This is a genomic window from Thermus igniterrae ATCC 700962, assembly GCF_000376265.1.
GTDB lineage: Bacteria > Deinococcota > Deinococci > Deinococcales > Thermaceae > Thermus > Thermus igniterrae.
This window is the reverse complement of record NZ_AQWU01000060.1, coordinates 39,979-61,484: the sequence shown is the minus strand read 5'-3', so window position 1 is coordinate 61,484 and position 21,506 is coordinate 39,979. Positions and strand designations below refer to the sequence as shown.

Genomic DNA, 21,506 nt, shown 5'->3' with positions numbered 1-21,506 from the left:
TGGACCGGGCGGGATGGCACGTGTCCAGGCGGGTGGAGGTACCGGAGGGGGTAGGTTTGGTCTTTTTGCCCCCCTACTCTCCTGAGCTACAGCCTGTGGAGCGGGTATGGCCCTTGGTGGACGGGGTGGTAGCGAATGGGCGGGTGGATTCGGAGGAGGAGCTTTGGGAGAGGGTGGAGGCCCGCTGTGCTTACTTGCAGACCCAGCCGGAGCTTATTCGGAGCCACACTCTTTTTCACTGGTGGCCGGGGGGATGCTGAGGGAATGGATCGGGAGGATTTCATATGACTCCCTAAGCCTCAACCCCGACGCCCTCCTGCGCACGGTGAGGAAGGTGGCGGAGATAGAAGCCGCTCTAGAGGGCCGGGGCTAGGGTATCCTGGGGCATGGTCCGCGAGCCCTTCAACGCCCTGAGCCATGCCCTGGGGGTCCCCCTGGCCCTTCTGGGAAGCCTCCTTCTCCTCCTCCTGGCCCCCCGGGAGGCCTGGCCGGCCCTTCTGGTCTTCGGCCTCACCATGGCCCTGATGTTCGGGGCCAGCGCCCTCTACCACGCCCTAAAGGTGGGAGATCAGGCCTTGGCCTGGCTCAGGCGGCTAGATCACGCGGCCATCTTCCTCTTCATCGCGGGAAGCTATACCCCCTTCCTGGCAGAGGGGCTCCAGGCGGGCCTCAGGCCCTTTGCCCTGGGGCTGGTGTGGGGCCTGGCCCTTTTGGGGGTGGGCTTCCGCCTCTTCTTCCTGAGGGCGCCCCGCTGGCTCTACACCCTGGCCTACCTGGGCCTGGGCTGGCTTTCCGTCCTCTTCCTGCCCAAGCTGGCCCTTCCCCTGTCCACCTTCGCCCTTATGGCCACCGCCGGGCTTTTCTACACCCTGGGAGCCTTGGTGTACTGGCGGAAGTGGCCGGACCCCTGGCCGGGGCGGATGGGCTTCCACGGCCTTTGGCACCTCCTGGTCCTCCTGGGGAGCCTCTTCATGTACCTGGCGGTGCTGAGCCTCTACGCCTAGCTTTCTCATGAGAAAGTAAGTATCCTGGGGGGTATGGAACCCCCTTTGATCCTCATCGTGGAGGACGAGAAGGACATCGCCCGCTTCATTGAGCTGGAGCTCCAGGCGGAGGGGTACCGCACCGAGGTAGCCCACGACGGCATCACCGGCCTCTCCCGCTTCCGGGAGGTGAACCCCAACCTGGTGATCCTGGACCTGATGCTCCCGGTCATGGACGGGATTGAGGTGGCCAAGCGCATCCGCAAGACCTCCAACGTCCCCATCCTGATCCTCACCGCCAAGGACCGCATTGAGGACAAGGTGGAGGGGCTGGATGCGGGGGCCGACGACTACCTGGTGAAGCCCTTCTCCATAGAGGAGCTCCTGGCCCGGGTGCGGGCCCACCTGCGCCGGGTGAGCCCGGCCATCACCGGGGAGATCCGGGTGGCCGACCTGATCATCAACCTGGAAGGCCGGGAGGTCTTCCGGAGTGGCCGGCGCATTGAGCTTTCCAACAAGGAGTTTGAGCTTCTGGAGCTTCTGGCCAAGAACCCGGGCAAGGTCTTCAGCCGCTACGAGATTGAGGAGAAGGTCTGGCCCGGGTACCAGGGAGGGAGCAACGTGGTGGACGTCTACATCGGCTACCTGCGCAAGAAGCTGGAGGCCGGGGGGGAGAGGCGCCTCATCCACACGGTGCGGGGGGTGGGGTACGTGTTGCGGGAAGACTGAGGCCCCCTTGACCTTCCCCCCATGACCCTGCGCACCCGCATCACCCTGCTCACCGCCGGGCTCCTCTTGGTCACCCTGGTGGTCCTGGGCCTGGCCCTCGAGGGCCTCTTCCGCAACTTCCTCCACCGCAACCTGCGCCAGGAGCTCCAGGAGGCCAGCAACCAGGTGGTGCGGCTCCTCAACCTGGGGGGGCAGGCCCTCCTGGAGGCCGGCCTTCCCGCCAGCCTTTACGCCGAGCTCCAGCTCCTGCCCGAGGAGGACCCGGCCCTCCTGGCCAAGGAGGGGGGGATCAGCCTGCAGAAAAGCCCCGCCCTGGGAAGCCAGCGCCTCCTCCTGCGGGAGGCGGACTACCGCACCCTCTTGGAGCAGGGGGAGGTCTGGGCCCGGGCGGAGCTTCCCCGGGAGGGCCCTCCCCTCAGGCTTCTGGTCTACGCCAGGCGGGTGGAGGTCAACCTCTCGGGCACCACCTGGAAGGGCCTCCTCCTGGTGGGGCGGCCCGTGGAGGACCTCGAGGCCACCCTCAACCAGTTCGCCCGCCTCTACACGGGCACGGCCCTCTTGGTCCTCCTCCTGGCCGTCCTCCTGGCCCGGAACCTGGTGGCCCGGGCCCTGGAGCCCTTGGAGTGGGTGGCCCGGCGGGCCGAGGCCATGCCCGAGCGCCCCGAACCCCTACCCGAGCCCCAGGGGCGGGACGAGGTGGCCGCCCTGGTGCGGGCCCTGAACGGCATGCTCTCCCGCATGCAGAAGGCCTTTGAGGCCCAGACCCGCTTCCTCCAGGATGCCTCCCACGAGCTCCGCACCCCGGTGACGGCCATCCTGGGCCATGTGGGCTACCTCCTGCGCCGCACCCCCCTCACGGAGGCCCAGCGGGAAAGCCTGGAAGTGGTCAAGCGGGAGGCGGAGCGCATGGGCAAACTGGTCTCGGACCTCCTGGACCTCTCCCAAAGCGGCACCTGGCGCATGGAACCTGTGCCCGTGCGGGTGCTGGACCTTCTGGAGGAGGTGCGGGAGGAGTTCGCCCGTAGCTTTGAGGGGGAGATCCAGGTGGAGGCCCCCCCGGAGCTCTATGTGCGGGGGGACCCCGACCGGCTCCACCAGGTCCTGGCCAACCTGGTGAATAACGCCCTGAAGGCGGGGGCCAAGACGGTGTGGCTTAGGGCCTTTGACCTAGGGGAAAGGGGGGTGATCCGGGTGGAGGACGATGGGGAGGGCATCCCCAAGGAGCACCTCCCCCACCTCTTTGAGCGCTTTTACCGGGTGGACAAGGCCCGGGACCGGGAACGGGGAGGGAGCGGCCTGGGCCTGGCCATCGTGAAGGCCATCCTCGAGGCCCACGGGGGGGAGATCTGGGTGGAGAGCGAGGTGGGCCAGGGCACGGCCTTCAGCTTCTCCCTGCCTTCAGCCGCGCCACCGCCTCCTCCAGGGTGATCTCCCCCCGGCGCAGGGCCTCGAGGGTGGAAAGCCGCTCGTCCTCCTCCTCCATCCCCTCGTAGCCCAGGGCCTTGAGGAGGGCGTCCAGCCGGGCCCGCACCGTGGGGTAGGAGAGGCCCAAAAGGCGCTCCACCTCCTTCAGGTTTCCCCGGGCCTTCACGAAAAGCCGCAGGAAATCCAGGTGCTCCTTGGGCAGAAGGGCAAACTCGTTGGCCTGGAAGCGGCCGTGCACCTCGGTGCCGCAGGCCGGGCAGACCAGGGCCTTCACCATGAGGTGCCCCTCGCAGGCCGGGCAACGCACGGGCATGGGCCTCGTCACCATAGTCCCCCCTTGACGCGCATCCTGCCCACCTCCAGGGAAAAAAGCAACAGGGGAGGAAGGGCCCGGAAGGCCAAGACCACCCCCCAGGGCACCCTTTGCCCGGGCTTCCCCCAGGCCTTCCAGAGCAAGAGGACCAGGAGGGTCCATTCCAGAAGGAAGAGGGGAAGCCCCAGGAAAAGGGGGAACGGCCAGAGCCCCCACACCCCCAGGTAGAGCACCCGGGGGCGCAGGGGGGGAAGCCTCCTCACGCCACCTCCACCAGCACGTGGACCGGCCCCCCCTCCTCCTCGGCCTCCACCTCCAAAAGCTTCCCCTCCGGCACTCCCTCCCGCACCAGGGCCAGGAGGTCCTTGAGGTTGACCCCCCGCTGTCCCAGGGCCAGCTTAGCCTCTTCGGGCAGGAATTTCTCCAGAAGCTCCGCCAGGGCCAGGGGCAGGTTCACGTTCACCCGCACCGGCTTGCCCTGGTCGTGGGCCTCCACCCGCACCCGCAGAAGCTGGGCCAGGGGTTTGGCCGAGGGCCTATGGCCCTCCAGGGCCTCCAGGAGGGCCAAGGCCTCCTCCACCCCCAGCTCCCCCGCCCGCACCATCTCCAAAATCTTCCGCTTATCCTCCATGCCTGGCCTCCTTTACCCGCACCTCGGGCTCCAGCTGCTCGGCCCAGCGCCAGAGGGCCTGGGCCAGCCGCCTGCGCCAGGAAACCCCAAGGGACCTGGCCAGCCTTTCCCGCTCGGCCTCCCGCAGAAGGGCCTGCCACCGCCACCTCCCCGCCTCCAGGTCCCAGTTCAGGTTTCCCATGCCTCCCCCTTTGATGATTGTAGGGGGAAGGCTTAAAGAATGTCAAGCTTAGGTTTACAAACCTAAAAGATGAGCCTCGAGGGGTGGCGGGAGCCCAGGAAGGGGGCCCCCAGGAAGGCGAAGAGGAGGAGGGCATAGGCCAAAAGGAGCAGGGCCACCCGCGGGTAGCCCCTCAGCCGCTCCTCCAGCAGCACGTAGAGGGTGAGGAGCCCCCAGCCCAGGAGGACGGAGACCTCCTTGGGGTCCAGGCTCAAGGGGCTTCCGAAAACCCCCCAGGCCCAGGCCATGCCGCTTCCCAGGCCCAGGGTGGTGGCCAGGTAGCCCACCCGCAGGTACCCCCGCTCCAAGCGCTTAAGGCCCCAAATGGGGGCCGCCCCCAGGGCGCGCTCGGGGACCAGGCGCAGGCGCAGGTCCTGCAGGGCGCACATCGCCCCCGCCCCCACCCCCACGGCCAGGGCCAGGTAGGCCACCAAAAAGGCCCCGGCGTGGAGGAGGGTAAGGGCGAGGGGAAGGTCGCCTCCGGGATGGGGCAGGGCCTTGAGGGCAAAAAGCCCCAGGAGGAGGGCCAGAAAGACCAAATAGCGGGGCAAAGGGGCAAGCCGCGGGCGCAGGAAGAGGGTCTCCCCCCTGAGGGCCAGAAGCCCCCCCAGGACCAGGGCCAGCTGGGCAGGACCGGAGAAGAGCCCCTTCCCCAGGGCGTCGGCCAGGGCAGCCCCCAGGTAAAGGAGGGCCCCCCAGGCCAGACCCCGGGGCCAGAAAAGCCCCAGGGCCAGGAGGAAGACTCCCCCAAGGGCCAGAAGGAGGCTTAGGTTCATGGCCTTGGGGAGCGGAAGGCCAGGAGGGGGCACCCCTCAGGGCAGGGGGCCCCGGCCAAGAAGGCCTTGGCCCGGGCCTTCAGGGTCAGGATCCAGGGGTGGGCGCGGCGGCCCGCCTCCAGGTGCCAGGTGAGGGGGTCAGCCTGGGGAAGCTCCTGGGCTACCTGCCGGAGGAAGACGGCCTCGAGGGCCTGGATGGCCGCCCGCACCCGGTGGCCCGCGTACCACTCCAGGTAGTCCCCTAGGGCCTTCTCCACCAGGGCCTCCACCTTGGGAATCTCCCCCTGGCGGGCCCTGAGGTTTTTCTCCACCACCCGCTCCAGGTCGTCCAGGTTGTAGAGGTAGGCGTGGGAAAGCCGCCCCACCCGGGGGTCAATGTTCCGGGGCAGGGCGATGTCAATGAGGAAGATGGGCTTGGCCCGGCGGGGCAGGAGCTCGGGGCCCACCAGGTAGTGGGGGGCGGCCGCGGAGGCCACCACCAGGTCCGCCTGCTGCAGGACCTGGGAAAGGCGGTCCAGGCCAAAGGCCTCCCCGCCAAAGCGCTCCGCCAGGGCCTGGGCCCTTTGGGGGGTGCGGTTCACCACCAAAACCCGCCCCACCCCCTGGGCCTTAAGGTGGGTGAGGAAGAGCTCGGCCATCTCCCCCGCCCCCAGAACGGCCACCGCCAGGCCCGTGAGGTCCCCGTAGACCGCCAGGGCCAAATCCAGGGCGGCGTAGGCCACGCTCACCGCACCAGCCCCGATGGCCGTCTCGCTCCGGGCCCGCTTGCCCAGGGCGATGGCAGACTGGAAGGCCTTTTCCAGAAGGCTTTCCGTGGCCCCCCACTTGCGAGCCAGGAAAAGGGCCTCCCGCACCTGTCCCAGGACCTGGGCCTCCCCCACCACCAAGGAGTCCAGGCCCGCCGCCACCCGGTAGAGGTGGCGCAGGGCCTCCACCCCCTCCCTGGCGTAGAGGTGGTGGGCCCCCACCCCGCGCGCCAGGAGAAGGTCCCGGGCCACCTGGGCGTTGCCCACCCCGTAGACCTCCGTGCGGTTGCAGGTGGAAAGCACCACCCCCTTCCCCAGGGCCCGCAGGAAGGCAGGAAGGGCCACCGCCGGGTCCAAGGCCGCCCGCTCCCGCACCTCCACGGGGGCGGTCTTGTGGGAGAGGCCCACCACATAAAGGGGCAAGGCCATAACCTGGGGGCCAGTATACGCCAGGGGCATAGGGACAAGCATCCCTAACAGCCGAGGGCCGCCAGGATGGCCCGCCAAAGCCCCTCCAGCCCCGGGGCCTCGGCCTCGTACACAAAAAAGCCCAGCTCCCGGGCGGCTTGGGCCGTGCTGGGGCCGATAGAGGCGGCTAAGGGTCGCCTAGGGGTCCAGCGGGCGAAGGCCCGCACCCCGCTTGGGCTGAAGAAGGCCACCACCCGGGCCTCCTCCAGAAGGGCCACCTCCTCAGGGGCCAGGGCTCTTTCCCGGGTGGCGTAGACCTCCAGCCGCTCCACCCTCACCCCCCTTTCCCGAAGCCCCGCCTCCAGGTCCCGCCCCGCCAGGTCCCCGGCCACGAAGAGGACGCTTTCCGCCTCGGGAAAGGCCCGGGCCAGGTCCTGGGCCGTGGCCCTGGGGGGGAGGAAGGCCGGGGCAAGCCCCCCTGCCCGGAGCACCTCCCCCGTCCCCTCCCCCACCGCCGCCACCCGCAAGGGGGGCCTTCCCGCCTCCCGCCAGGCCCAAAGGAGCCTCCTGGCCCCCTCCTTGGAGGTCACGGCCACCCAGTCCGCCCCCCTTAGCTTCTGGGGGAGCGCCCTTAGCAGGGGGAGGTCCACCTGTTCCAGAAGGGCCACCTCCCGGGCCTCCACCCCCAGGGCCTGGAGGCGCGCCAAAAGTTCCCTATCCTTCCCCCGCGTCAGGAGCACCACGGGCCTTGAGCACCTTGTGGAAGAGCTTCATGGCCGCCAGGGCCCGGGGGAAGCCCAGGAAGAGGGCGGACTGCAGGATGGTCTCCCGCACCTCCCGCTCCGTGGCCCCCACCCGGAGGGCCCCCTCCAGGTGGGTGGCCAGCTCCTTGGGGCTACCCAGGGCGATGAGGGCGGTGATGGCCACAAGCTCCCGGGTCTTCAGGTCCAGGCCAGGGCGGGCCAGGACCTCCTCGTAGGCGAAGTCGCGGATGTAGCGGAAGAGGTCCTCGTCCACCTCCCGGAGGCTTTCCTCAATGACCCCCTCCTTCTCCCCCCAGATGGCCCGCCGCACGCTCATGGCAGGTAGTCTAGCACCCCCGAAAGGCGGTGCAGGGCCTTGGGGTTCTCCCCCAGGGGGTCAAAGAGGAGGGGCCTTACCCCGGCCGCCTCCGCCCCCCGGAGGTCCGCCTCCGAGTCCCCCACGTGCACCGCCTCCTCCGGGGGCACCCCCAAGGCCTCCAGGGCCTCCCGGAAGAGCTGGGGGTCGGGCTTGGCCACCCCAGAAAGGGCGCTCACCGCCAGGTGGGCGAAGTAGGGCCTGAGGCCCACCACCTCCAGGATCTCGGGCAGGGTGGCGTCCCAGTTGGAGACCACCGCCAGGGCATAGCCCCGCTCCCTCAGGGCCTTTAGGGTCTCCTCGGCCCCGGGGGTGAGGGGCCAGAAGCGGGGGTCCTTCCAACCCGCCACCAGCTCGGCGGAAAGGCGCTCGGCGTGCTCCTCGAGGCCCATCCCCAGGAAAAGCCGCCGGTGGAACTCCCGCCAAAGGGCAAGGGCGGCCTCCAGATCCCGGGCCAGGAGGTGGTGCTCCTCGTAGAAGCGGAAGGCGGCCAAGGCCGCCGCCCTGGGGTCTTTCCTGGGCCTGAGTCCCCGCTCCTCCAAAAAGGGCAGGAGCCAGAAGCGGGGGCTGGCCAGGATGAGGGTGTTGCCCACATCAAACAAAACTGCCCGGGCCATGGCCCAAGTCTATACCCGTTTCTAACCCGGGGCTAACCTCCCCGTGCTACGCTTTTCGTAGCGCCACAGGGGGTGATGGCATGCGATGGTTGGCCCTAGTCCAGGTCCTTTCCCTTACCGCCCTGGCCCAAAGCTTTGAGGTGGCTTCCGGAGAGGCCCGCTACCGGGTACGGGAGCAACTGGTGCAGATTGGCATCACCGACGCGGTGGGCACCACCAAGGCGGTGAAGGGCCAGGTGGCCCTGCAGGAGGGGCGGGTGAGCGGGGAGTTCGTGGTGGACCTGAGGGAGCTCAGGAGCGACCAGAGCCGGCGGGACAACTACCTGCGCCAGAACACCCTGCAGACCGACCGCTTTCCCACCGCCACCTTCCGCCCCAAGGAGGTGCGGGGCCTCCCGAGCCCCCTGCCCCAAAGCGGCAAGGTGGCGGTGCAGGTGGTGGGGGACCTCACCATCCGGGACGTGACGGAGGAGGTGGTCTGGGAGGGGGAGGCGGAGTTCAGGGGGCAGGAGGTCCGGGTCCTTTTGAAGACGGAGTTCCCCTTTGAGCGGTTCAAACTTACCCAGCCCCGGGTGGCGGTGGTCCTCAGCGTGGAAAACCGCATCCGGCTGGAGGTGGAGCTCACCCTGAGGCGGCGATGAAGCGGCGCACCCTGCTTGGCCTTCTGGCCCTCTTCCCCCTGGCCCGGGGCCAGGGAGGCTGCACCCCCACCCCGGCCCTCACCCAGGGTCCCTACTACCTGCGGGAGGTGCCCAGGCGGCAGGACCTCCGCGAGGGGCTTCCCGGGGTTCCCCTGCGCCTCAGGCTTGCCGTGCAGAACCGCGCCTGCCAGCCCCTGCGGGGGGCGCGGGTGGACCTGTGGCACACGGACGCCCAGGGGCGCTACTCCGGGGTGGACGCCCCGGGAACCTTCTGCCGGGGGTACCAGCTCACGGACGAAAAGGGGGAGGTGAGCTTCCTCACCCTCTTCCCCGGCTGGTACCCAAGCCGCACCCCCCACCTGCACCTGAGGGTGGAGGTGGGGGAGCGCACCTTCACCACCCAGCTCTTCTTCCCCGAGGAGGCCCAGCGCCAGGTGTACGCCCGCCCCCCCTATGCCGAGCGGGGCCTTCCCCGCATCGGCAACCGCCAGGATGGGATCTTCCGCGCGGACCTCCTCCTCTCCCTGCAGGCGGAGGGGGAAGGGTACACCGCCTTCTTCCCCCTCACCACCCCCTTCTAGGGGCTGGTACCCTGGGGGTATGATTGCCCGCTACCAGACCCCGGAGATGGCCCGCCTCTGGGCCGAGGAGAACCGCTACCGCATGTGGGCCCGGGTGGAGGCCTACGCCCTCGAGGCCTGGGAGACCCTGGGGGAGGTCCCCAAGGGCCTGGCGGAGAGGCTTTTGCGCAAGCTGGAGGAGAAACCTCTGGACCAGGCCTTCGCCCAGCGGGTGGCGGAGCTGGAGGAGATCACCCGGCACGACCTGGTGGCCTTCACCCGCGCCCTCACCGAGTGGACGGGGGACGAGGAGGTGGGGCGCTACCTGCACCTGGGCCTCACCAGCTCGGACGTGGTGGACACCGCGCAAAACGCCCTCCTGGTGGAGGCTTTGGACCTCATTCTGGCCGAGCTTTCCGGGGTCCAGGCCGAGCTCAAGCGCCTGGCCCTCCGCTACCGCCACACCCCGGCCATCGCCCGCACCCACGGGGTCCACGCGGAGCCCACCGCCTTCGGCCTGCGCTTCCTCAGCTTCTACGCCGCCTTCGCCCGGGATGAGGTGCGGCTTCGGCGGGCCAAGGAGGGCATCGGGGTGGCCATGCTCTCGGGGTCGGTGGGCAACTACGCCCACGTCCCCCCGGAGGTGGAGGCCCACGTGGCCCAGCGCCTGGGCCTCCTCCCCGAGCCCATCTCCACCCAGGTGGTCCCCCGGGACCGGCACGCGGAGGTGCTGAGCGCCCTGGCCATCCTGGGGGGGAATTTGGAGCGGGTGGCGGTGGAGCTCAGGCACCTGCAGCGCACGGAGGTCCTGGAAACCCAAGAACCCTTCCGCGAGGGCCAGACGGGAAGCTCCTCCATGCCCCACAAGAAGAACCCCGTGGGTCTGGAGAACCTCACGGGCATGGCCCGGCTCCTCCGGGGCTACCTGGGGCCCAGCCTGGAGAACCTGGCCCTCTGGCACGAGCGGGACATCGCCCACTCCTCCGTGGAACGGGTGGTCTTGCCGGACGCCACCACCATAGCCCACTACGCCCTGAGGCGGCTTAGGGGCATCCTCTCGGGGCTTGTGGTCTTTGAGGCCAACCTCCAGCGGAACCTGGAGCTCACCCGGGGCCTGGTCTACTCCCAGCAGGTCCTGAACGCCCTCATCCAGGAGGGGCTTCCCCGGGAGCGGGCCTACGCCCTGGTGCAGCGGAACGCCCTCAGGAGCTGGGAGGAGGGGCGAAGCTTCCTAGAGCTTCTGGAGGAAGACCCGGAGAACCCCCTCAAGGGGGAGGCCTTAAGGGCCCTCTTTGACCCCAAGGCCTTTCTGAAGCACGTGGACGCCATCTACGCCCGCTTCGGGCTTTAGGCCTCCTAAAATGGGGCTAGGGCCCCTGCGCCCAGAGGAGGCACATGGAAAAGCTCTACGAGGGCAAGGCCAAGGTCCTCTACCCCGAGGGGGAGGACACCTTGCGGGTCTACTTCAAGGACGAGGCCACCGCCTTCAACGCGCAGAAGCGAGGGGTCATCCCGGGCAAGGGGGTGGTGAACAACAAGGTCTCCGCGGCCCTGTTCCGCTACCTGGAGGCCCACGGCATCCGCACCCACTTCCTAAAGGAGCTCTCCGACCGGGAGATGGAGGTGCGGCGGGTGGCCATCCTGCCCCTGGAGGTCATCCTGCGCTTCCGGGCCGCGGGCAGCTTCGCCAAGCGCTACGGCCTGGCGGAGGGTGCCCCTCTCAAGGCCCCCCTGGTGGAGTTCTCCCTGAAAAACGATGCCCTGGGGGACCCCCTGATCTGCCCGGAGGCCGTCCTGGCCCTGGGACTGGCCACGGAGGCGGAGCTGGCGACGCTAAAGGCCACCACCCTGCGGGTGGGGGAGCTCCTAAAGGGCTTCTTCGCCGAGCGAAGCCTGGAGCTGGTGGACTTCAAGCTGGAGTTCGGCAAAAAGGACGGGGAGATCCTGCTGGCGGACGAGATCAGCCCCGACACCATGCGCCTTTGGGACACCAAGACCGGCGAACCCATGGACAAGGACCGCTTCCGCAAGGACCTCGGGGGGGTGGAGGAGGCCTACCAGGAGGTCCTGAGGCGGGTGCTGGGAGGCGCCTAAGATGCCCAGGTACCAGGCCACACTGCTTATAGAGCTCAAGGACGGCATCCTGGACCCCCAGGGCCGGGCGGTGGAGGGGGTCTTGCAGGGCCTTGGCCACCCGGTGGAGTCCGTGCGGGTGGGCAAGGTGCTGGAGGTGGTCTTCCAGGCGGAGAACCTCCTCCAGGCCGAGGAGAAGGCCAAGGCCCTGGGGAAGCTTCTGGCCAACCCGGTGATGGAGGTCTTCGCCCTGGAAGCCCTGAAGGAACTGCCATGAAGTGGGCCATCGTGCGCTTCCCCGGCTCCAACTGCGACGAGGACGCCCGTTTCGCCCTGGAGAAGGCGGGGATAAGGGCGGAGTTCGTCTGGCACACGGCGCAGGACCTCCGGGGCTTTGACGGGGTCTTCCTCCCCGGGGGGTTCAGCTACGGGGACTACCTGCGGGCCGGGGCCCTGGCCGCCAAGAGCCCGGTGATGGCCGAGGTGCGCCGCTTCGCCCAGGAGGGGCGGTACGTGATCGGCGTCTGCAACGGCTTCCAGGTGCTCACCGAGGCGGGGCTTCTGCCCGGGGCCCTGCTGGCCAACCTCAACCTCCACTTCACCTGCAAGGAGGTGGGGGTGCGGGTGGAGCGCACCGACCTCCCCTTCACCCGCCTCTACCGCCAGGGCCAGGTCCTGAGGCTGCCCATCGCCCACGCCGAGGGACGCTACTACGCGGACCCGGAGACCCTAAAGAGGCTGGAGGGGGAGGGGCAGGTGGTCTTCCGCTACGCCCCCCTGGGGGAGGAGGCCCATTACAACCCCAACGGGAGCCTGAACGACATCGCCGGCATCGTCAACGAGAGGGGCAACGTCCTGGGGATGATGCCCCACCCCGAGCGGGCTGTGGACCCCATCTTGGGAGGGGAGGACGGGCTTCCCCTCTTTTTGGGACTTGTGCAGGAGGTGGCCGGATGAAACCCAAAGCCATTACCTTTGATTTCTGGGGAACCCTCTTCACCGAGGGCCAGGCCTTTTTGCAAAGGGTCATGCCCGCCCGCTACGAGGTCCTCCTGGACGCCCTTTCGGAGGCGGGGCATCCCGTGGAGGAAGGGGAGGTGCGGGAGGCCTACCGCCAGGCGGCCCTGGCCTTTGAGGAGGCCTGGAAGGCGGGGGAGCACCTTTCCGTCTACGACCGGGTGGCCCGCATCTTTGCCCTGCTGGGCGCCCCCCACGACCCGGGGCTCATCGCCCTCACCGCCAGGAGGCTGGAGGAGACCTCCTTGGCGGTGGACCTGGAACCCCTCCCCGGGGTCCAGGTGCTCAAGGAGCTGGCCAAGCGCTACCCCCTGGCCCTGGTCTCCGACACCGGCATGACCCCAGGCCGCCTGTTGCGGGAGCACCTCAAGCGGCAGGGGCTGGACGTCTTCCAGGCCTACAGCTTCTCCGACGAAACGGGCTTCGTGAAGCCCCGGCCCGAGGCCTTCCGGGTGGCCCTCGAGGCCCTGGGCGTGCCCCCGGAGGAGGCCCTGCACGTGGGCGACCTGCCGCAGACGGACATCCGGGGGGCCTTCGCCACCGGCTACCCCTGGGCGGTGCAGTACGTGGGCCTGAGGGAGGTGAACGGGGAGGTGAGGCCCACGGCCAAGGTGAAGGACCACCGCGAGCTCCTTTCCCTTCTGGAGTGATGGAAACCCTGGCGCGCGAGATCGGCATCCCCCAGGAGGAGTACCGGGCCATCCTAAAGCGGCTTGGCCGGGAACCCAACCGGGTGGAGCTCTTCCTCTTCAAGGTGATGTGGAGCGAGCACTGCGCCTACAAGAACTCCCGCCCCCTCCTCAAGGAGCTCCCCAAGGAGGGGGAGGCCGTGCTGCAGGGCCCCGGGGAGAACGCGGGCGTGGTGCGCATCGGGGAGGGGTGGGCGGTGGCCTTCAAGATCGAGAGCCACAACCACCCCTCGGCGGTGGAACCCTTCCAGGGGGCGGCCACGGGGGTGGGGGGGATCATCCGGGACATCATGAGCATGGGGGCCCGGCCCATCGCCCTCCTGGACTCCCTGCGCTTCGGCCCCCCGGAGGACGAGCGTAGCCGCTACCTCCTCAAGGGGGTGGTCTCGGGCATCGCCCACTACGGCAACGCCATCGGGGTACCCACCGTGGGGGGGGACCTCTACTTCCACGAGGGCTACCGGGAAAACCCCCTGGTGAACGCCATGTGCCTGGGGCTTTTGCGGGAGGAGCACCTGAAGCGGAGCCGGGCCTCCTTGGGCCGCCCCATCTACTACGCCGGGGCCAAGACCGGCCGGGACGGCATTGGGGGCGCGGCCTTCGCCAGCAAGGAGCTCTCCGAGGACAAGGAGGAGGACCGGCCGGCGGTGCAGGTAGGGGACCCCTTCCTGGGCAAGCTCCTCATGGAGGCCACCCTCGAGGCCATCCAGGAGGACCTGGTGGAGGGCGTCCAGGACATGGGGGCCGCCGGCCTCACCTCCAGCCTCTCCGAGCTGGCCCACAAGTCGGGCCTGGGGGTGGAGCTGGACCTGGACCGGGTCCCCACCCGGGAAAGGGGCATGGGACCCATTGAGCTCCTCCTCTCGGAAAGCCAAGAGCGCATGGTCCTGGTGCCCAAGGAGGGCAAGGAGCGGGAGCTGGAGGAGGTCTTCCGCAAGTGGGGCCTGGACTGCGTGCCCGTGGCCCGGACCATCCCGGAAAGGGTCTTCCGCGTCCTCTTCCGGGGGGAGGTGGTGGCCGAAGTGCCCACGGAGGCCCTGGCGGAAGCCCCCACCTACGTGCGCCTGGCCCAGGAGGACCCGGAGGTGAAAAGGCTTCGGGAAACCCCCATCCCTCCCCTGGCGGCGGACCCCGGGGAAACCCTCCTCCAGCTCCTGGCCTCCCCCAACCTGGCGAGCCGCGAGGCGGTCTTTGAGCGCTACGACCACCAGGTGGGCACCCGCACCGCCCTGGTGCCCGGCAAAGGGGACGCGGCGGTCCTCTGGGTGAAGGGCACCCGCCTGGGCATCGCCGCCAAGGTGGACCAAAACCCCCGCTACAGCCGCCTCCACCCCCGCCTGGGGGCCATGCACGCCCTGGCGGAAGCCAGCCGCAACGTCTCCGTGGTGGGGGCCAAACCCCTGGCCTACACGGACGGGCTCAACCTGGGTAGCCCCGAAACCCCGGAGGGCTACCACGAGCTCCAGGAGACCATCGCCGGCCTCAAGGAGGCCAGCGAGGCCCTGGGGCTGCCGGTGGTCTCGGGAAACGTCTCCCTCTACAACGAAAGCGGCGGGCGGCGCATCCCCCCCACGGCCATGGTGGGGGTGGTGGGGGTGCTGGAGATAGACAAACGGGCAGAGATGGGCTTCCGGCGGCCCGGGGAGGTGGTCCTCCTCCTGGGGGAGGAGGAGGGGGAGCTGGGGGCCAGCGAGGTGCTCTACCTCCTCACCGGGCAGGAGGTGGGCCACCCTCCCCGTATTGACCTGGAGCGGGAACGGGATGTGCAGGAGGCCATCCGGGAGCTCATCGCCCTGGGGCTCACCCAGACCGCCCACGACCTGGCCGAGGGAGGGCTCCTCGTGGCCCTGGCGGAGATGACCTTCCCCTACGGCCTGGGGGCCACGGTGGAGGTGCGCAAGGGGGGCCTGGCCGCCCTCTTCGGCGAGGGGGCAAGCCGCATCCTCTTCACCGTTCCCAAGGAAAGGCTGGCTGAGGCCACCCTGCGCCTGGAAACCCGGGGCCTCCCCTACCGCATCCTGGGGGAGACGGGGGGGAAGACCCTCACGGTCCTGACCCCGGAGGGGGTACTAGAGTGGGAGGTGCGCGCGCTTCTCGCCGCCTGGCAGAAGCCCCTCAGGGAGGTGCTGGATGGATAAACCCCAGGAGGAGTGCGGGGTCTTAGGCCTTTGGAGCCATACCCCTCTGGACGCGGCGGGGCTTCTCCACCTGGGCCTTCTGGCCCTGCAGCACCGGGGGCAGGAGGCCGCCGGCATCGCCGTCTCCGACGGCAAGGAGTTCCTGGTGGAGAAGGATTTGGGCCTGGTGAACCAGGTCTTCACCGAGGAAAGGCTTTCCCGCCTGCGCCTGGCCGGGGCCCGGCTGGGCCTGGCCCACGCCCGCTACTCCACCACGGGCTCCAACCTGCGCTTCAACGCCCAGCCCCTGACCGCCCGCACCGCCCACGGGGTGCTGGCCATCGTTCACAACGGCAACTTCACCAACGCCAAGCCCCTGCGGGACCGCCTCCTCCGGGAAGGGGCCACCTTCCAGAGCACCACGGACACCGAGGTGATGCTCCTCCTCCTGGCCCGCCTCTCCCACCTGCCCCTGCCCCAGGCGGCCGCCGAGGCCATGAAGGCCCTCGAGGGGGGGTACTCCATCCTCCTCATGGACCGGAAGACCCTGGTGGCCCTGCGCGACCCCCACGGGGTCCGGCCCCTGGCCCTGGGCACGGCCCCCTGGGGGTACGCCTTCGCCTCCGAACCCCCCGCCCTGGAGCTCATGGGGGCCACCTACCTGCGGGATGTGCGCCCGGGGGAACTGGTCTGGGTGGAGGAGGGGGAGCTCAAAAGCCTCCAGGTCCTCCCCCCCAACCCCACCCCCTGCGCCTTTGAGTGGATCTACTTCGCCCGGCCCGATAGCCCCCTAGACGGCGTGGAGGCCTACGAGGCCCGGGTACGCATGGGAATGGAACTCTTCCGGGAAGCCCCGGCGGAGGCGGACATCGTGGTCCCGGTGCCCGACTCCGGCATCGGGGCCGCGGTGGGCTACGCCCGGGCCTCGGGGCTTCCCCTGGAGTACGGCCTTTACAAGAACCCCTACGCGGGGCGCACCTTCATCCAGCCCACCCAGGAGCTTCGCGACCTGAAGACAAGGCTCAAGCTCTCCCCCACCTCGGCGGTAAGGGGCCGGCGGGTGGTGCTCATCGACGACTCCATCGTGCGGGGCACCACCAGCCGCCACATCGTGGCCATGCTGAGGGAAGCAGGGGCCCGGGAAGTCCACTTCCGGGTCTCCAGCCCCCCCATCCGCTTCCCCTGCTACTACGGCATCGACACCGCCGCCCGTAAGGAGCTCATCGCCGCCGAGAAGAGCGTGGAGGAGATCCGGGCCTTTATCGGGGCGGATACCCTGGCCTTCCTCTCGGAGGAAGGGGTTAAACGGGCTATCGGAGGGCCCGTGTGCTTAGCCTGCTTCAACGGGCGCTATCCGGCTGGGGTGCCCGTGGAAGGGGAAAAGCTGGCCTTGGAAATCCTGTAGGCCCCACCCCAGGCCCCTACCGTGGCAGGGCCTGGGTTAATCCTTTGAGGCCACCCCACGCCCCAGGAAAAACCCCGACCCAAGGCCCAGAAGAAACCCCACCAGCAGGAAGATAAAAGCGAAAGCGCCGGTGGAAGCCAGGTGCCAGCCGAAGAACCAGTAGCTGCACACGGCGTAGCGCTCCACCTGGACCCGGACCAGCTCGGGCAGGTCACGGCTAGAAGTAAAGTTGATGAGAATAATGGCCAGGAGCAGGATAGCCAGGGTCAGAAGAAGCCCCCACTTCAAAATCGGGAAAACGCCTCCCTTCATGCCCCAAGCTTACCAAGGGAATCGCCCTTCTCGGGGTCCATCCGCCAACCCATAAGGCATCGGATCCAGGAAGAACCTAGTCCCACCCCGGTTCAGGACCTATAATCGGCCTATGGTCAGGACCAGCTTAAGAGACGAGGCCCTTTTTCAGCTCATCGCCCTGGAGGAAAAGCGCCAGCGGGAAGGCCTGGAGCTCATCGCCAGCGAGAACTTCGTCTCCGCCCAGGTGCGAGAGGCGGTGGGAAGCGTCCTCACCAACAAGTACGCGGAGGGCTACCCGGGTGCCCGCTACTACGGGGGATGCGAGATCATCGACCAGGTGGAAAGCCTGGCCATCGAGCGGGCTAAGGAGCTCTTCGGGGCCGCCTGGGCCAACGTCCAGCCCCACTCCGGCTCCCAGGCCAACATGGCGGTGTACATGGCCCTCATGGAACCGGGGGATACCCTCATGGGCATGGACCTGGCCGCCGGCGGCCACCTCACCCACGGGGCCAAGGTGAACTTCTCCGGGAAGCTCTACAAGGTGGTCTCCTACGGGGTGCGGCCGGACACCGAGCGCATAGACCTGGAGGAGGTGCGCCGCCTGGCCTGGGAGCACCGGCCCAAGGTGATCATGGCGGGCGCCAGCGCCTACCCCCGGTTCTGGGACTTCCAGGCCTTCCGGGAGATCGCCGAGGAGGTGGGGGCCTACCTGGTGGTGGACATGGCCCACTTCGCCGGCCTGGTGGCCGCGGGGCTCCACCCCAACCCCCTGCCCCACGCCCACGTGGTGACCAGCACCACCCACAAGACCCTGCGGGGCCCCCGGGGCGGCCTCATCCTCTCCAACGACCTGGAGCTGGGGAAGAAAATAGACAAGCTCATCTTCCCCGGCATCCAGGGAGGACCCCTGGAGCACGTGATCGCCGGCAAGGCGGTGGCCTTCTTTGAGGCCCTGCAGCCCGAGTTCAAGGAGTATAGCCGCCTGGTGGTGGAAAACGCCAAGCGGCTGGCGGCAGAGCTGGCCCAAAGGGGCTACCGCATCGTCACCGGGGGCACGGACAACCACCTCTTCCTGGTGGACCTGCGCCCTAAGGGCCTCACGGGCAGGGAGGCCGAGGAGAGGCTGGACGCGGTGGGCATCACGGTGAACAAGAACGCCATCCCCTTTGACCCCAAGCCTCCCCGGGTCACCTCGGGCATCCGGGTGGGCACCCCGGCCATCACCACCCGGGGCTTCACCCCGGAGGAGATGCCCCTCATCGCCGAGCTCATGGACCGGGCCCTCACCGAAGGCCCTTCGGAGGCCCTCAGGGAGGAGGTGCGGCGGCTAGCCCTGGCCCACCCCATGCCCTAGCCCCCCTTTGCCCTACAATGGGTGAGGATGCTCCTGCGCCTCGAGGTCCAGAACCTGGCCGTGATCCGCGAGGCCGTCCTGGAGCTTTCCCCCGGCCTCAACGTCCTCACCGGGGAGACGGGGGCGGGCAAGAGCCTCCTGGTGGATGCCCTTTCCCTGCTCCTCGGGGGGAAGGCGGAAGGGCTTCTCGGCCCCTTCGGGGATAGCCTCCTGGTGACGGCCTTCTTCCAGGAGCGGGTCCTCTCCCGCCGGGTGGGGGGGCGTTCCACCCCCCGGGTGGACGGGGAGGTGGTGAGCCTGAAGGAGCTCCAGGAGGAGGCGGAGAGGTGGCTTTCCCTTCACGCCCAGCACACCGCCTTGGCCCTCCTCTCCCCCAGGCGGCAACGGGAGCTCCTGGACGCCCTCCTCTCCCCCTCCCTCCTGGCCGCCTACGCCGAGGCCTACGCCCACCACCAGGCCCTCCTCGGGGAGAAGCGGGCCCTGGAGGAGGCCCTGCGGGCCAAGGGGGAGCGGGAGGACCTCCTGCGCTTCCAGCTCAAGGAGATCGCCGAGGTCCACCCCCGCCCCGGGGAGGACGAGGAGCTGGAACGGGAGGCGGAGAGGCTACGCCACCTGGAGACCCTGCGGGAGCGAGCCGGGAAGGCCTACGCCCTCCTGGCCCAGGGGGGGGCGGTGGACCGGCTGCAGGGGGCGGTGCGGGAGCTTAGGGCGGGAGGGCGGCACGACCCCGCTCTCCAGGCCCTGGCCCGGGACCTGGAGGCGGCCCTGGAGGGGGCCCAGGCCGTGGCCCGGGAGCTGGAGGACTACCTGGAGGGGCTGGAGGGGGACCCGGAGCGCCTTTCGGCCCTGGAGGCCCGGCTGGCCCTCCTGGAAAGGCTAAAGCGCAAGTACGGCCCCACCCTGGAGGCGGTGCTGGCCTACGGGGAGAGGGCTAGGGCGGAGCTCGCCGCCCTGGAAGGGGGAGAGGAGCGGCTTTGGGAGCTGGAAGGGGCCCTCGAGGAGGCCAAGGCCGCCCTTCTGGAAGCGGGGGAGGCCCTCTCCAAAGCCCGGCAGGAGGCAGCGCAAAGGCTCCGGGAGGGGATGGAGGGGGAGCTGGCCGAGCTTGGCTTCCCCCACCCCCGCTTCCGGGTGGACCTGAAGCCCCTCCCCGACCCTGGGCCCTTCGGCCTGGAGGAGGTGGCCTTCCGCTTCGCCCCCAACCCCCACCTGCCCCCCGCCCCCCTTTCCGCCCTGAGCGGGGGGGAGCTCTCCCGGGTGGCCCTGGCCCTGGCCCTCCTCACGGGGGCCGAGGCCCCCACCGTGGTCTTTGACGAGATCGACACCGGCCTCGGGGGGGAGACCGCCTGGAAGGTGGCGGAGCGCCTGGCCCGCCTGGCCCAGACCCGGCAGGTCCTGGTGGTCACCCACCTGCCCCAGATCGCCGCCCGGGCCCACCGCCACCTGCGGGTGGTCAAGGAGGGGGAGGCGGTGCGGGTGGAGGCCCTGGAAGGGGAGGCCCGGGTGCGGGAGCTGGCCCGCCTCCTCTCCGGCCAGTACACCGAGGCTGCCCTCTCCCACGCCCGCCTCCTCCTGGAGACCCGCTGATGAACCTGCTTGAGGCCCCCTACCCGGTCTTTCTCCTCCAGGGGGAGGAGGTGTTGCCTAACCCCTTGGCCCAGGGCCTGCCCCTGCCCGAGGGGGAGGAACTGCGGTTTGCCGGGAAGACCTACCGGGTGGCCCGCCTGCAGGCCCCCGAGGGCACCTACCTCCTCCTCCTGGAGGTCACGGACCTCAGCATCCGCGCCCGGGCCTACGAGGCCCTCCTCCTGGTGCTCAAAGGGCTTCTCCAGCACGAGGAGCCCGAGGGGCTGCTACAGGACCTCATCCGCCAAGCGGTGGCGGTGGTGCCAGGGGCGGAGGCGGGGAGCATCCTCCTCCGGGAAGGGGCCTTCTTCTACCTGGTGGCCCAGGAGGGCTTCGGCGAGAGGCTCCTGGGGGCCCGCACCTCCTTGGAGGAGGAACTGGCCTGGTACGGCCTGGGGGTGGACAACTGGCTCAAGGGCCGTCCCCGGGTGCTCAAGGGGGCGGAGATCCGCCACCTCTCCAGCCTGAGCACGGTGGAGGCCAGACCCGCCTTCTTTGAGCACGGCCGCCTCCTGGAGATCCAGGCCACCCTGGGCCTGCCCATCGTGCTGGAGGGGGAGGTCCTGGCAGCCATGAACCTGGACAGCTTCTCCTCCCCCGAGGCCTTCACCCCCCTTTCCCTGGAGCTGGCCCAGGCCTTTGCCCTGGAAGCCGCCCTCCTCCTCAAGGCCCTGAAGGAGCGCCAGGCCCTGCAGGAGGCCGCCCGCACCGACCCCCTCACGGGCCTCCTAAACCGCCGCGCCCTAGAAAGCCTCTTCCCGGAGCTCTTGGCCCAGGCCAAGGCCACGGGGGAGCCTCTTTCCCTCATCTACTGGGACCTCAACGGCCTCAAAGCCCTCAACGACCAGGAGGGGCACGCGGCTGGGGACCGGGCCCTGAAGAGCCTGGCCCAGGCCCTCCTGCGCCTCTCCCGCCAGCGGGACCTGGCCTTCCGCATCGGGGGGGACGAGTTCGTGAGCCTGCACCTGGGGCTCAAGGAGGGGGAGATCCCCACCCTTATCGCCCGCCTGCGGGAGAACCTCCCCTACGGGGTGGCCGCGGGGGGACTGGAGGTGCGGGGAGAAAGCCTGGAGGCCCTTCTGGAGGAGGCGGACCGGCGCATGTACCGGGCTAAAGGAGGCCCTTGACCCCATCGGCCACGTACTGCACCGCTAGGGCCGCCAGAAGAAGGCCGAGGACCCGGGTGACCACATTCACCCCCGTGCGTCCCAAGACCCGGCGCACCGAGGCCGCCGCCCGCAGGAAGAAGTAGGCCAGGAGGAGGACCAAGAAGGCGGTGAGGAGGACCACCGCCCACCCCAGGGCCACCCCCCGGGCCTCCCCCCCCAGGATGAGGACGCTGGCCAGGGCCCCGGGGCCGGCAATCAGGGGTATGGCCAGGGGGAAGACGGAGATGTCGGCCCGGGACAGGGCCTCGTCCTTCTCCTCCTCCGTCTCCCGCTCGTGGTGGGCGAAGACCATCTCCGTGGCGATGCGGAAGAGGAGGATGCCCCCGGCGATGCGCAGGGCCTCGAGGGTGATGCCCAGGTGTTCCAGCAGGGCCCGGCCGAAGAAGAAGAAAAAGGCCAGAAGCCCCCCCGCCACCAGCACCGCCTTCTTGGCGATCTGGGCCTGCTTCCTGGGGGGGCGGTCGCCGGCCAAGGCCAAAAAGACGGGCACCAGCCCCACGGGGTCCATGACCACGAAGAGGGTGAGGAAGGACTTCAAAAAGAGCTCCAGCACGGGACCTCGCCTTGCCCCCCCAGGCCCGTCGGCCCGGGCGAGGG

At 69.4% G+C, this 21,506-nt stretch carries 27 protein-coding genes; 16 read left to right on the top strand and 11 right to left on the bottom strand.

All coding sequences use genetic code 11. The annotated features are described in order from the left end of the window. Positions 1-20: 20 nt before the first annotated feature. The 4 genes from B128_RS13455 (at position 21) to B128_RS0105970 (ending at position 3,140) form a co-directional block, all read left to right on the top strand. Positions 21-260 carry a hypothetical protein gene (locus B128_RS13455; RefSeq protein WP_425425104.1) on the top strand — a complete coding sequence of 80 codons (240 nt, stop codon included), beginning with the start codon at positions 21-23 and terminating at the stop codon, positions 258-260. A gap of 126 nt (positions 261-386) precedes the next feature. After that, positions 387-1,004, top strand: coding sequence for a PAQR family membrane homeostasis protein TrhA (gene trhA, locus B128_RS0105980; RefSeq protein WP_018111369.1), 618 nt, complete (start codon positions 387-389; stop codon positions 1,002-1,004). Between the two features lie 33 nt (positions 1,005-1,037). Next, on the top strand, positions 1,038-1,712 hold the full coding sequence (locus B128_RS0105975; RefSeq protein WP_018111368.1) for a response regulator transcription factor: 675 nt from the start codon (positions 1,038-1,040) through the stop codon (positions 1,710-1,712). A 21-nt stretch (positions 1,713-1,733) separates the two neighbouring features. Further along, on the top strand, positions 1,734-3,140 hold the full coding sequence (locus tag B128_RS0105970; protein WP_018111367.1) for a sensor histidine kinase: 1,407 nt from the start codon (positions 1,734-1,736) through the stop codon (positions 3,138-3,140). Here B128_RS0105970 and B128_RS0105965 read toward each other — a convergent pair. The 9 genes from B128_RS0105965 to B128_RS0105925 form a co-directional block, all read right to left on the bottom strand. Next, the gene (locus B128_RS0105965) at positions 3,094-3,465 is read right to left on the bottom strand and encodes a DUF2089 domain-containing protein (protein WP_026175059.1); all 372 of its coding nucleotides are present in this window, start codon (positions 3,463-3,465) and stop codon (positions 3,094-3,096) included. The genes B128_RS0105970 and B128_RS0105965 overlap by 47 nt on opposite strands. Beyond that, positions 3,459-3,713, bottom strand: coding sequence for a hypothetical protein (locus B128_RS0105960; RefSeq protein ID WP_018111365.1), 255 nt, complete (start codon positions 3,711-3,713; stop codon positions 3,459-3,461). Before B128_RS0105960 ends, B128_RS0105965 begins: the two co-directional genes overlap by 7 nt. Next, positions 3,710-4,081, bottom strand: a complete 372-nt coding sequence (locus B128_RS0105955) for an SHOCT-like domain-containing protein (protein WP_018111364.1) — start codon at positions 4,079-4,081, stop codon at positions 3,710-3,712. The genes B128_RS0105960 and B128_RS0105955 overlap by 4 nt, the downstream gene beginning before the upstream one ends. Beyond that, positions 4,071-4,262, bottom strand: a complete 192-nt coding sequence (locus B128_RS0105950; protein ID WP_018111363.1) for a hypothetical protein — start codon at positions 4,260-4,262, stop codon at positions 4,071-4,073. Before B128_RS0105950 ends, B128_RS0105955 begins: the two co-directional genes overlap by 11 nt. Before the next feature lie 62 nt (positions 4,263-4,324). Continuing rightward, positions 4,325-5,077 (bottom strand): cytochrome c biogenesis protein CcsA, encoded by a 753-nt coding sequence (gene ccsA / locus B128_RS0105945; RefSeq protein ID WP_026175058.1) that lies wholly within the window; start codon positions 5,075-5,077, stop codon positions 4,325-4,327. Further along, entirely contained in the window at positions 5,074-6,252 is a 1,179-nt protein-coding gene (gene hemA / locus B128_RS0105940) for a glutamyl-tRNA reductase (RefSeq protein ID WP_026175057.1), read from the bottom strand. Before hemA ends, ccsA begins: the two co-directional genes overlap by 4 nt. 44 nt (positions 6,253-6,296) lie before the next feature. Next, entirely contained in the window at positions 6,297-6,974 is a 678-nt protein-coding gene (locus B128_RS0105935; protein WP_018111360.1) for a uroporphyrinogen-III synthase, read from the bottom strand. Beyond that, positions 6,946-7,311, bottom strand: coding sequence for a carboxymuconolactone decarboxylase family protein (locus B128_RS0105930; RefSeq protein WP_018111359.1), 366 nt, complete (start codon positions 7,309-7,311; stop codon positions 6,946-6,948). The genes B128_RS0105935 and B128_RS0105930 overlap by 29 nt, the downstream gene beginning before the upstream one ends. Then, positions 7,308-7,967 (bottom strand): HAD-IA family hydrolase, encoded by a 660-nt coding sequence (locus B128_RS0105925; RefSeq protein WP_018111358.1) that lies wholly within the window; start codon positions 7,965-7,967, stop codon positions 7,308-7,310. Before B128_RS0105925 ends, B128_RS0105930 begins: the two co-directional genes overlap by 4 nt. Positions 7,968-8,047: 80 nt before the next feature. Here B128_RS0105925 and B128_RS0105920 point away from each other — a divergent pair, with 80 nt between their 5' ends. Genes B128_RS0105920 through purF form a run of 9 tightly spaced genes read left to right on the top strand, consistent with a single transcriptional unit; the run spans position 8,048 to position 16,469 of the window. Next, complete coding sequence (locus tag B128_RS0105920; RefSeq protein WP_026175056.1) at positions 8,048-8,608, top strand: YceI family protein; 561 nt, start codon at positions 8,048-8,050, stop codon at positions 8,606-8,608. Further along, entirely contained in the window at positions 8,605-9,189 is a 585-nt protein-coding gene (locus B128_RS0105915; protein ID WP_018111356.1) for an intradiol ring-cleavage dioxygenase, read from the top strand. Before B128_RS0105920 ends, B128_RS0105915 begins: the two co-directional genes overlap by 4 nt. A 19-nt stretch (positions 9,190-9,208) precedes the next feature. Next, positions 9,209-10,519 (top strand): adenylosuccinate lyase, encoded by a 1,311-nt coding sequence (purB, locus tag B128_RS0105910; protein ID WP_018111355.1) that lies wholly within the window; start codon positions 9,209-9,211, stop codon positions 10,517-10,519. A gap of 44 nt (positions 10,520-10,563) precedes the next feature. Further along, positions 10,564-11,262: a phosphoribosylaminoimidazolesuccinocarboxamide synthase gene (purC, locus tag B128_RS0105905; RefSeq protein ID WP_018111354.1), complete on the top strand. Its 699-nt coding sequence runs from the start codon at positions 10,564-10,566 to the stop codon at positions 11,260-11,262. A gap of 1 nt (position 11,263) precedes the next feature. Then, a complete protein-coding gene (purS, locus tag B128_RS0105900; protein WP_018111353.1) occupies positions 11,264-11,518 on the top strand; it encodes a phosphoribosylformylglycinamidine synthase subunit PurS in 255 nt (84 codons plus the stop codon). Beyond that, on the top strand, positions 11,515-12,198 hold the full coding sequence (gene purQ / locus B128_RS0105895) for a phosphoribosylformylglycinamidine synthase subunit PurQ (RefSeq protein ID WP_018111352.1): 684 nt from the start codon (positions 11,515-11,517) through the stop codon (positions 12,196-12,198). Before purS ends, purQ begins: the two co-directional genes overlap by 4 nt. Beyond that, positions 12,195-12,908 carry an HAD family hydrolase gene (locus B128_RS0105890; RefSeq protein ID WP_018111351.1) on the top strand — a complete coding sequence of 238 codons (714 nt, stop codon included), beginning with the start codon at positions 12,195-12,197 and terminating at the stop codon, positions 12,906-12,908. The genes purQ and B128_RS0105890 overlap by 4 nt, the downstream gene beginning before the upstream one ends. Further along, positions 12,908-15,085 (top strand): phosphoribosylformylglycinamidine synthase subunit PurL, encoded by a 2,178-nt coding sequence (purL, locus tag B128_RS0105885; protein WP_018111350.1) that lies wholly within the window; start codon positions 12,908-12,910, stop codon positions 15,083-15,085. Before B128_RS0105890 ends, purL begins: the two co-directional genes overlap by 1 nt. Next, positions 15,078-16,469 carry an amidophosphoribosyltransferase gene (gene purF, locus B128_RS0105880; RefSeq protein ID WP_018111349.1) on the top strand — a complete coding sequence of 464 codons (1,392 nt, stop codon included), beginning with the start codon at positions 15,078-15,080 and terminating at the stop codon, positions 16,467-16,469. The genes purL and purF overlap by 8 nt, the downstream gene beginning before the upstream one ends. Before the next feature lie 36 nt (positions 16,470-16,505). Here purF and B128_RS0105875 read toward each other — a convergent pair whose 3' ends face one another. Beyond that, positions 16,506-16,781, bottom strand: coding sequence for a hypothetical protein (locus tag B128_RS0105875; RefSeq protein ID WP_018111348.1), 276 nt, complete (start codon positions 16,779-16,781; stop codon positions 16,506-16,508). 112 nt (positions 16,782-16,893) lie between these two features. Between B128_RS0105875 and glyA the strand changes: the two genes are divergently transcribed. Genes glyA through B128_RS0105860 form a run of 3 tightly spaced genes read left to right on the top strand, consistent with a single transcriptional unit; the run spans position 16,894 to position 20,867 of the window. Continuing rightward, positions 16,894-18,117, top strand: a complete 1,224-nt coding sequence (gene glyA / locus B128_RS0105870; protein ID WP_018111347.1) for a serine hydroxymethyltransferase — start codon at positions 16,894-16,896, stop codon at positions 18,115-18,117. A gap of 27 nt (positions 18,118-18,144) precedes the next feature. Next, positions 18,145-19,701 carry a DNA repair protein RecN gene (locus B128_RS0105865; RefSeq protein WP_018111346.1) on the top strand — a complete coding sequence of 519 codons (1,557 nt, stop codon included), beginning with the start codon at positions 18,145-18,147 and terminating at the stop codon, positions 19,699-19,701. After that, positions 19,701-20,867, top strand: coding sequence for a GGDEF domain-containing protein (locus tag B128_RS0105860; RefSeq protein WP_018111345.1), 1,167 nt, complete (start codon positions 19,701-19,703; stop codon positions 20,865-20,867). Before B128_RS0105865 ends, B128_RS0105860 begins: the two co-directional genes overlap by 1 nt. On the opposite strand, the gene B128_RS0105855 is transcribed toward B128_RS0105860, so the two are convergent. Beyond that, positions 20,851-21,462 carry a MarC family protein gene (locus B128_RS0105855; RefSeq protein WP_018111344.1) on the bottom strand — a complete coding sequence of 204 codons (612 nt, stop codon included), beginning with the start codon at positions 21,460-21,462 and terminating at the stop codon, positions 20,851-20,853. The two genes, B128_RS0105860 and B128_RS0105855, sit on opposite strands and share 17 nt — an antisense overlap. Positions 21,463-21,506: the final 44 nt, after the last annotated feature.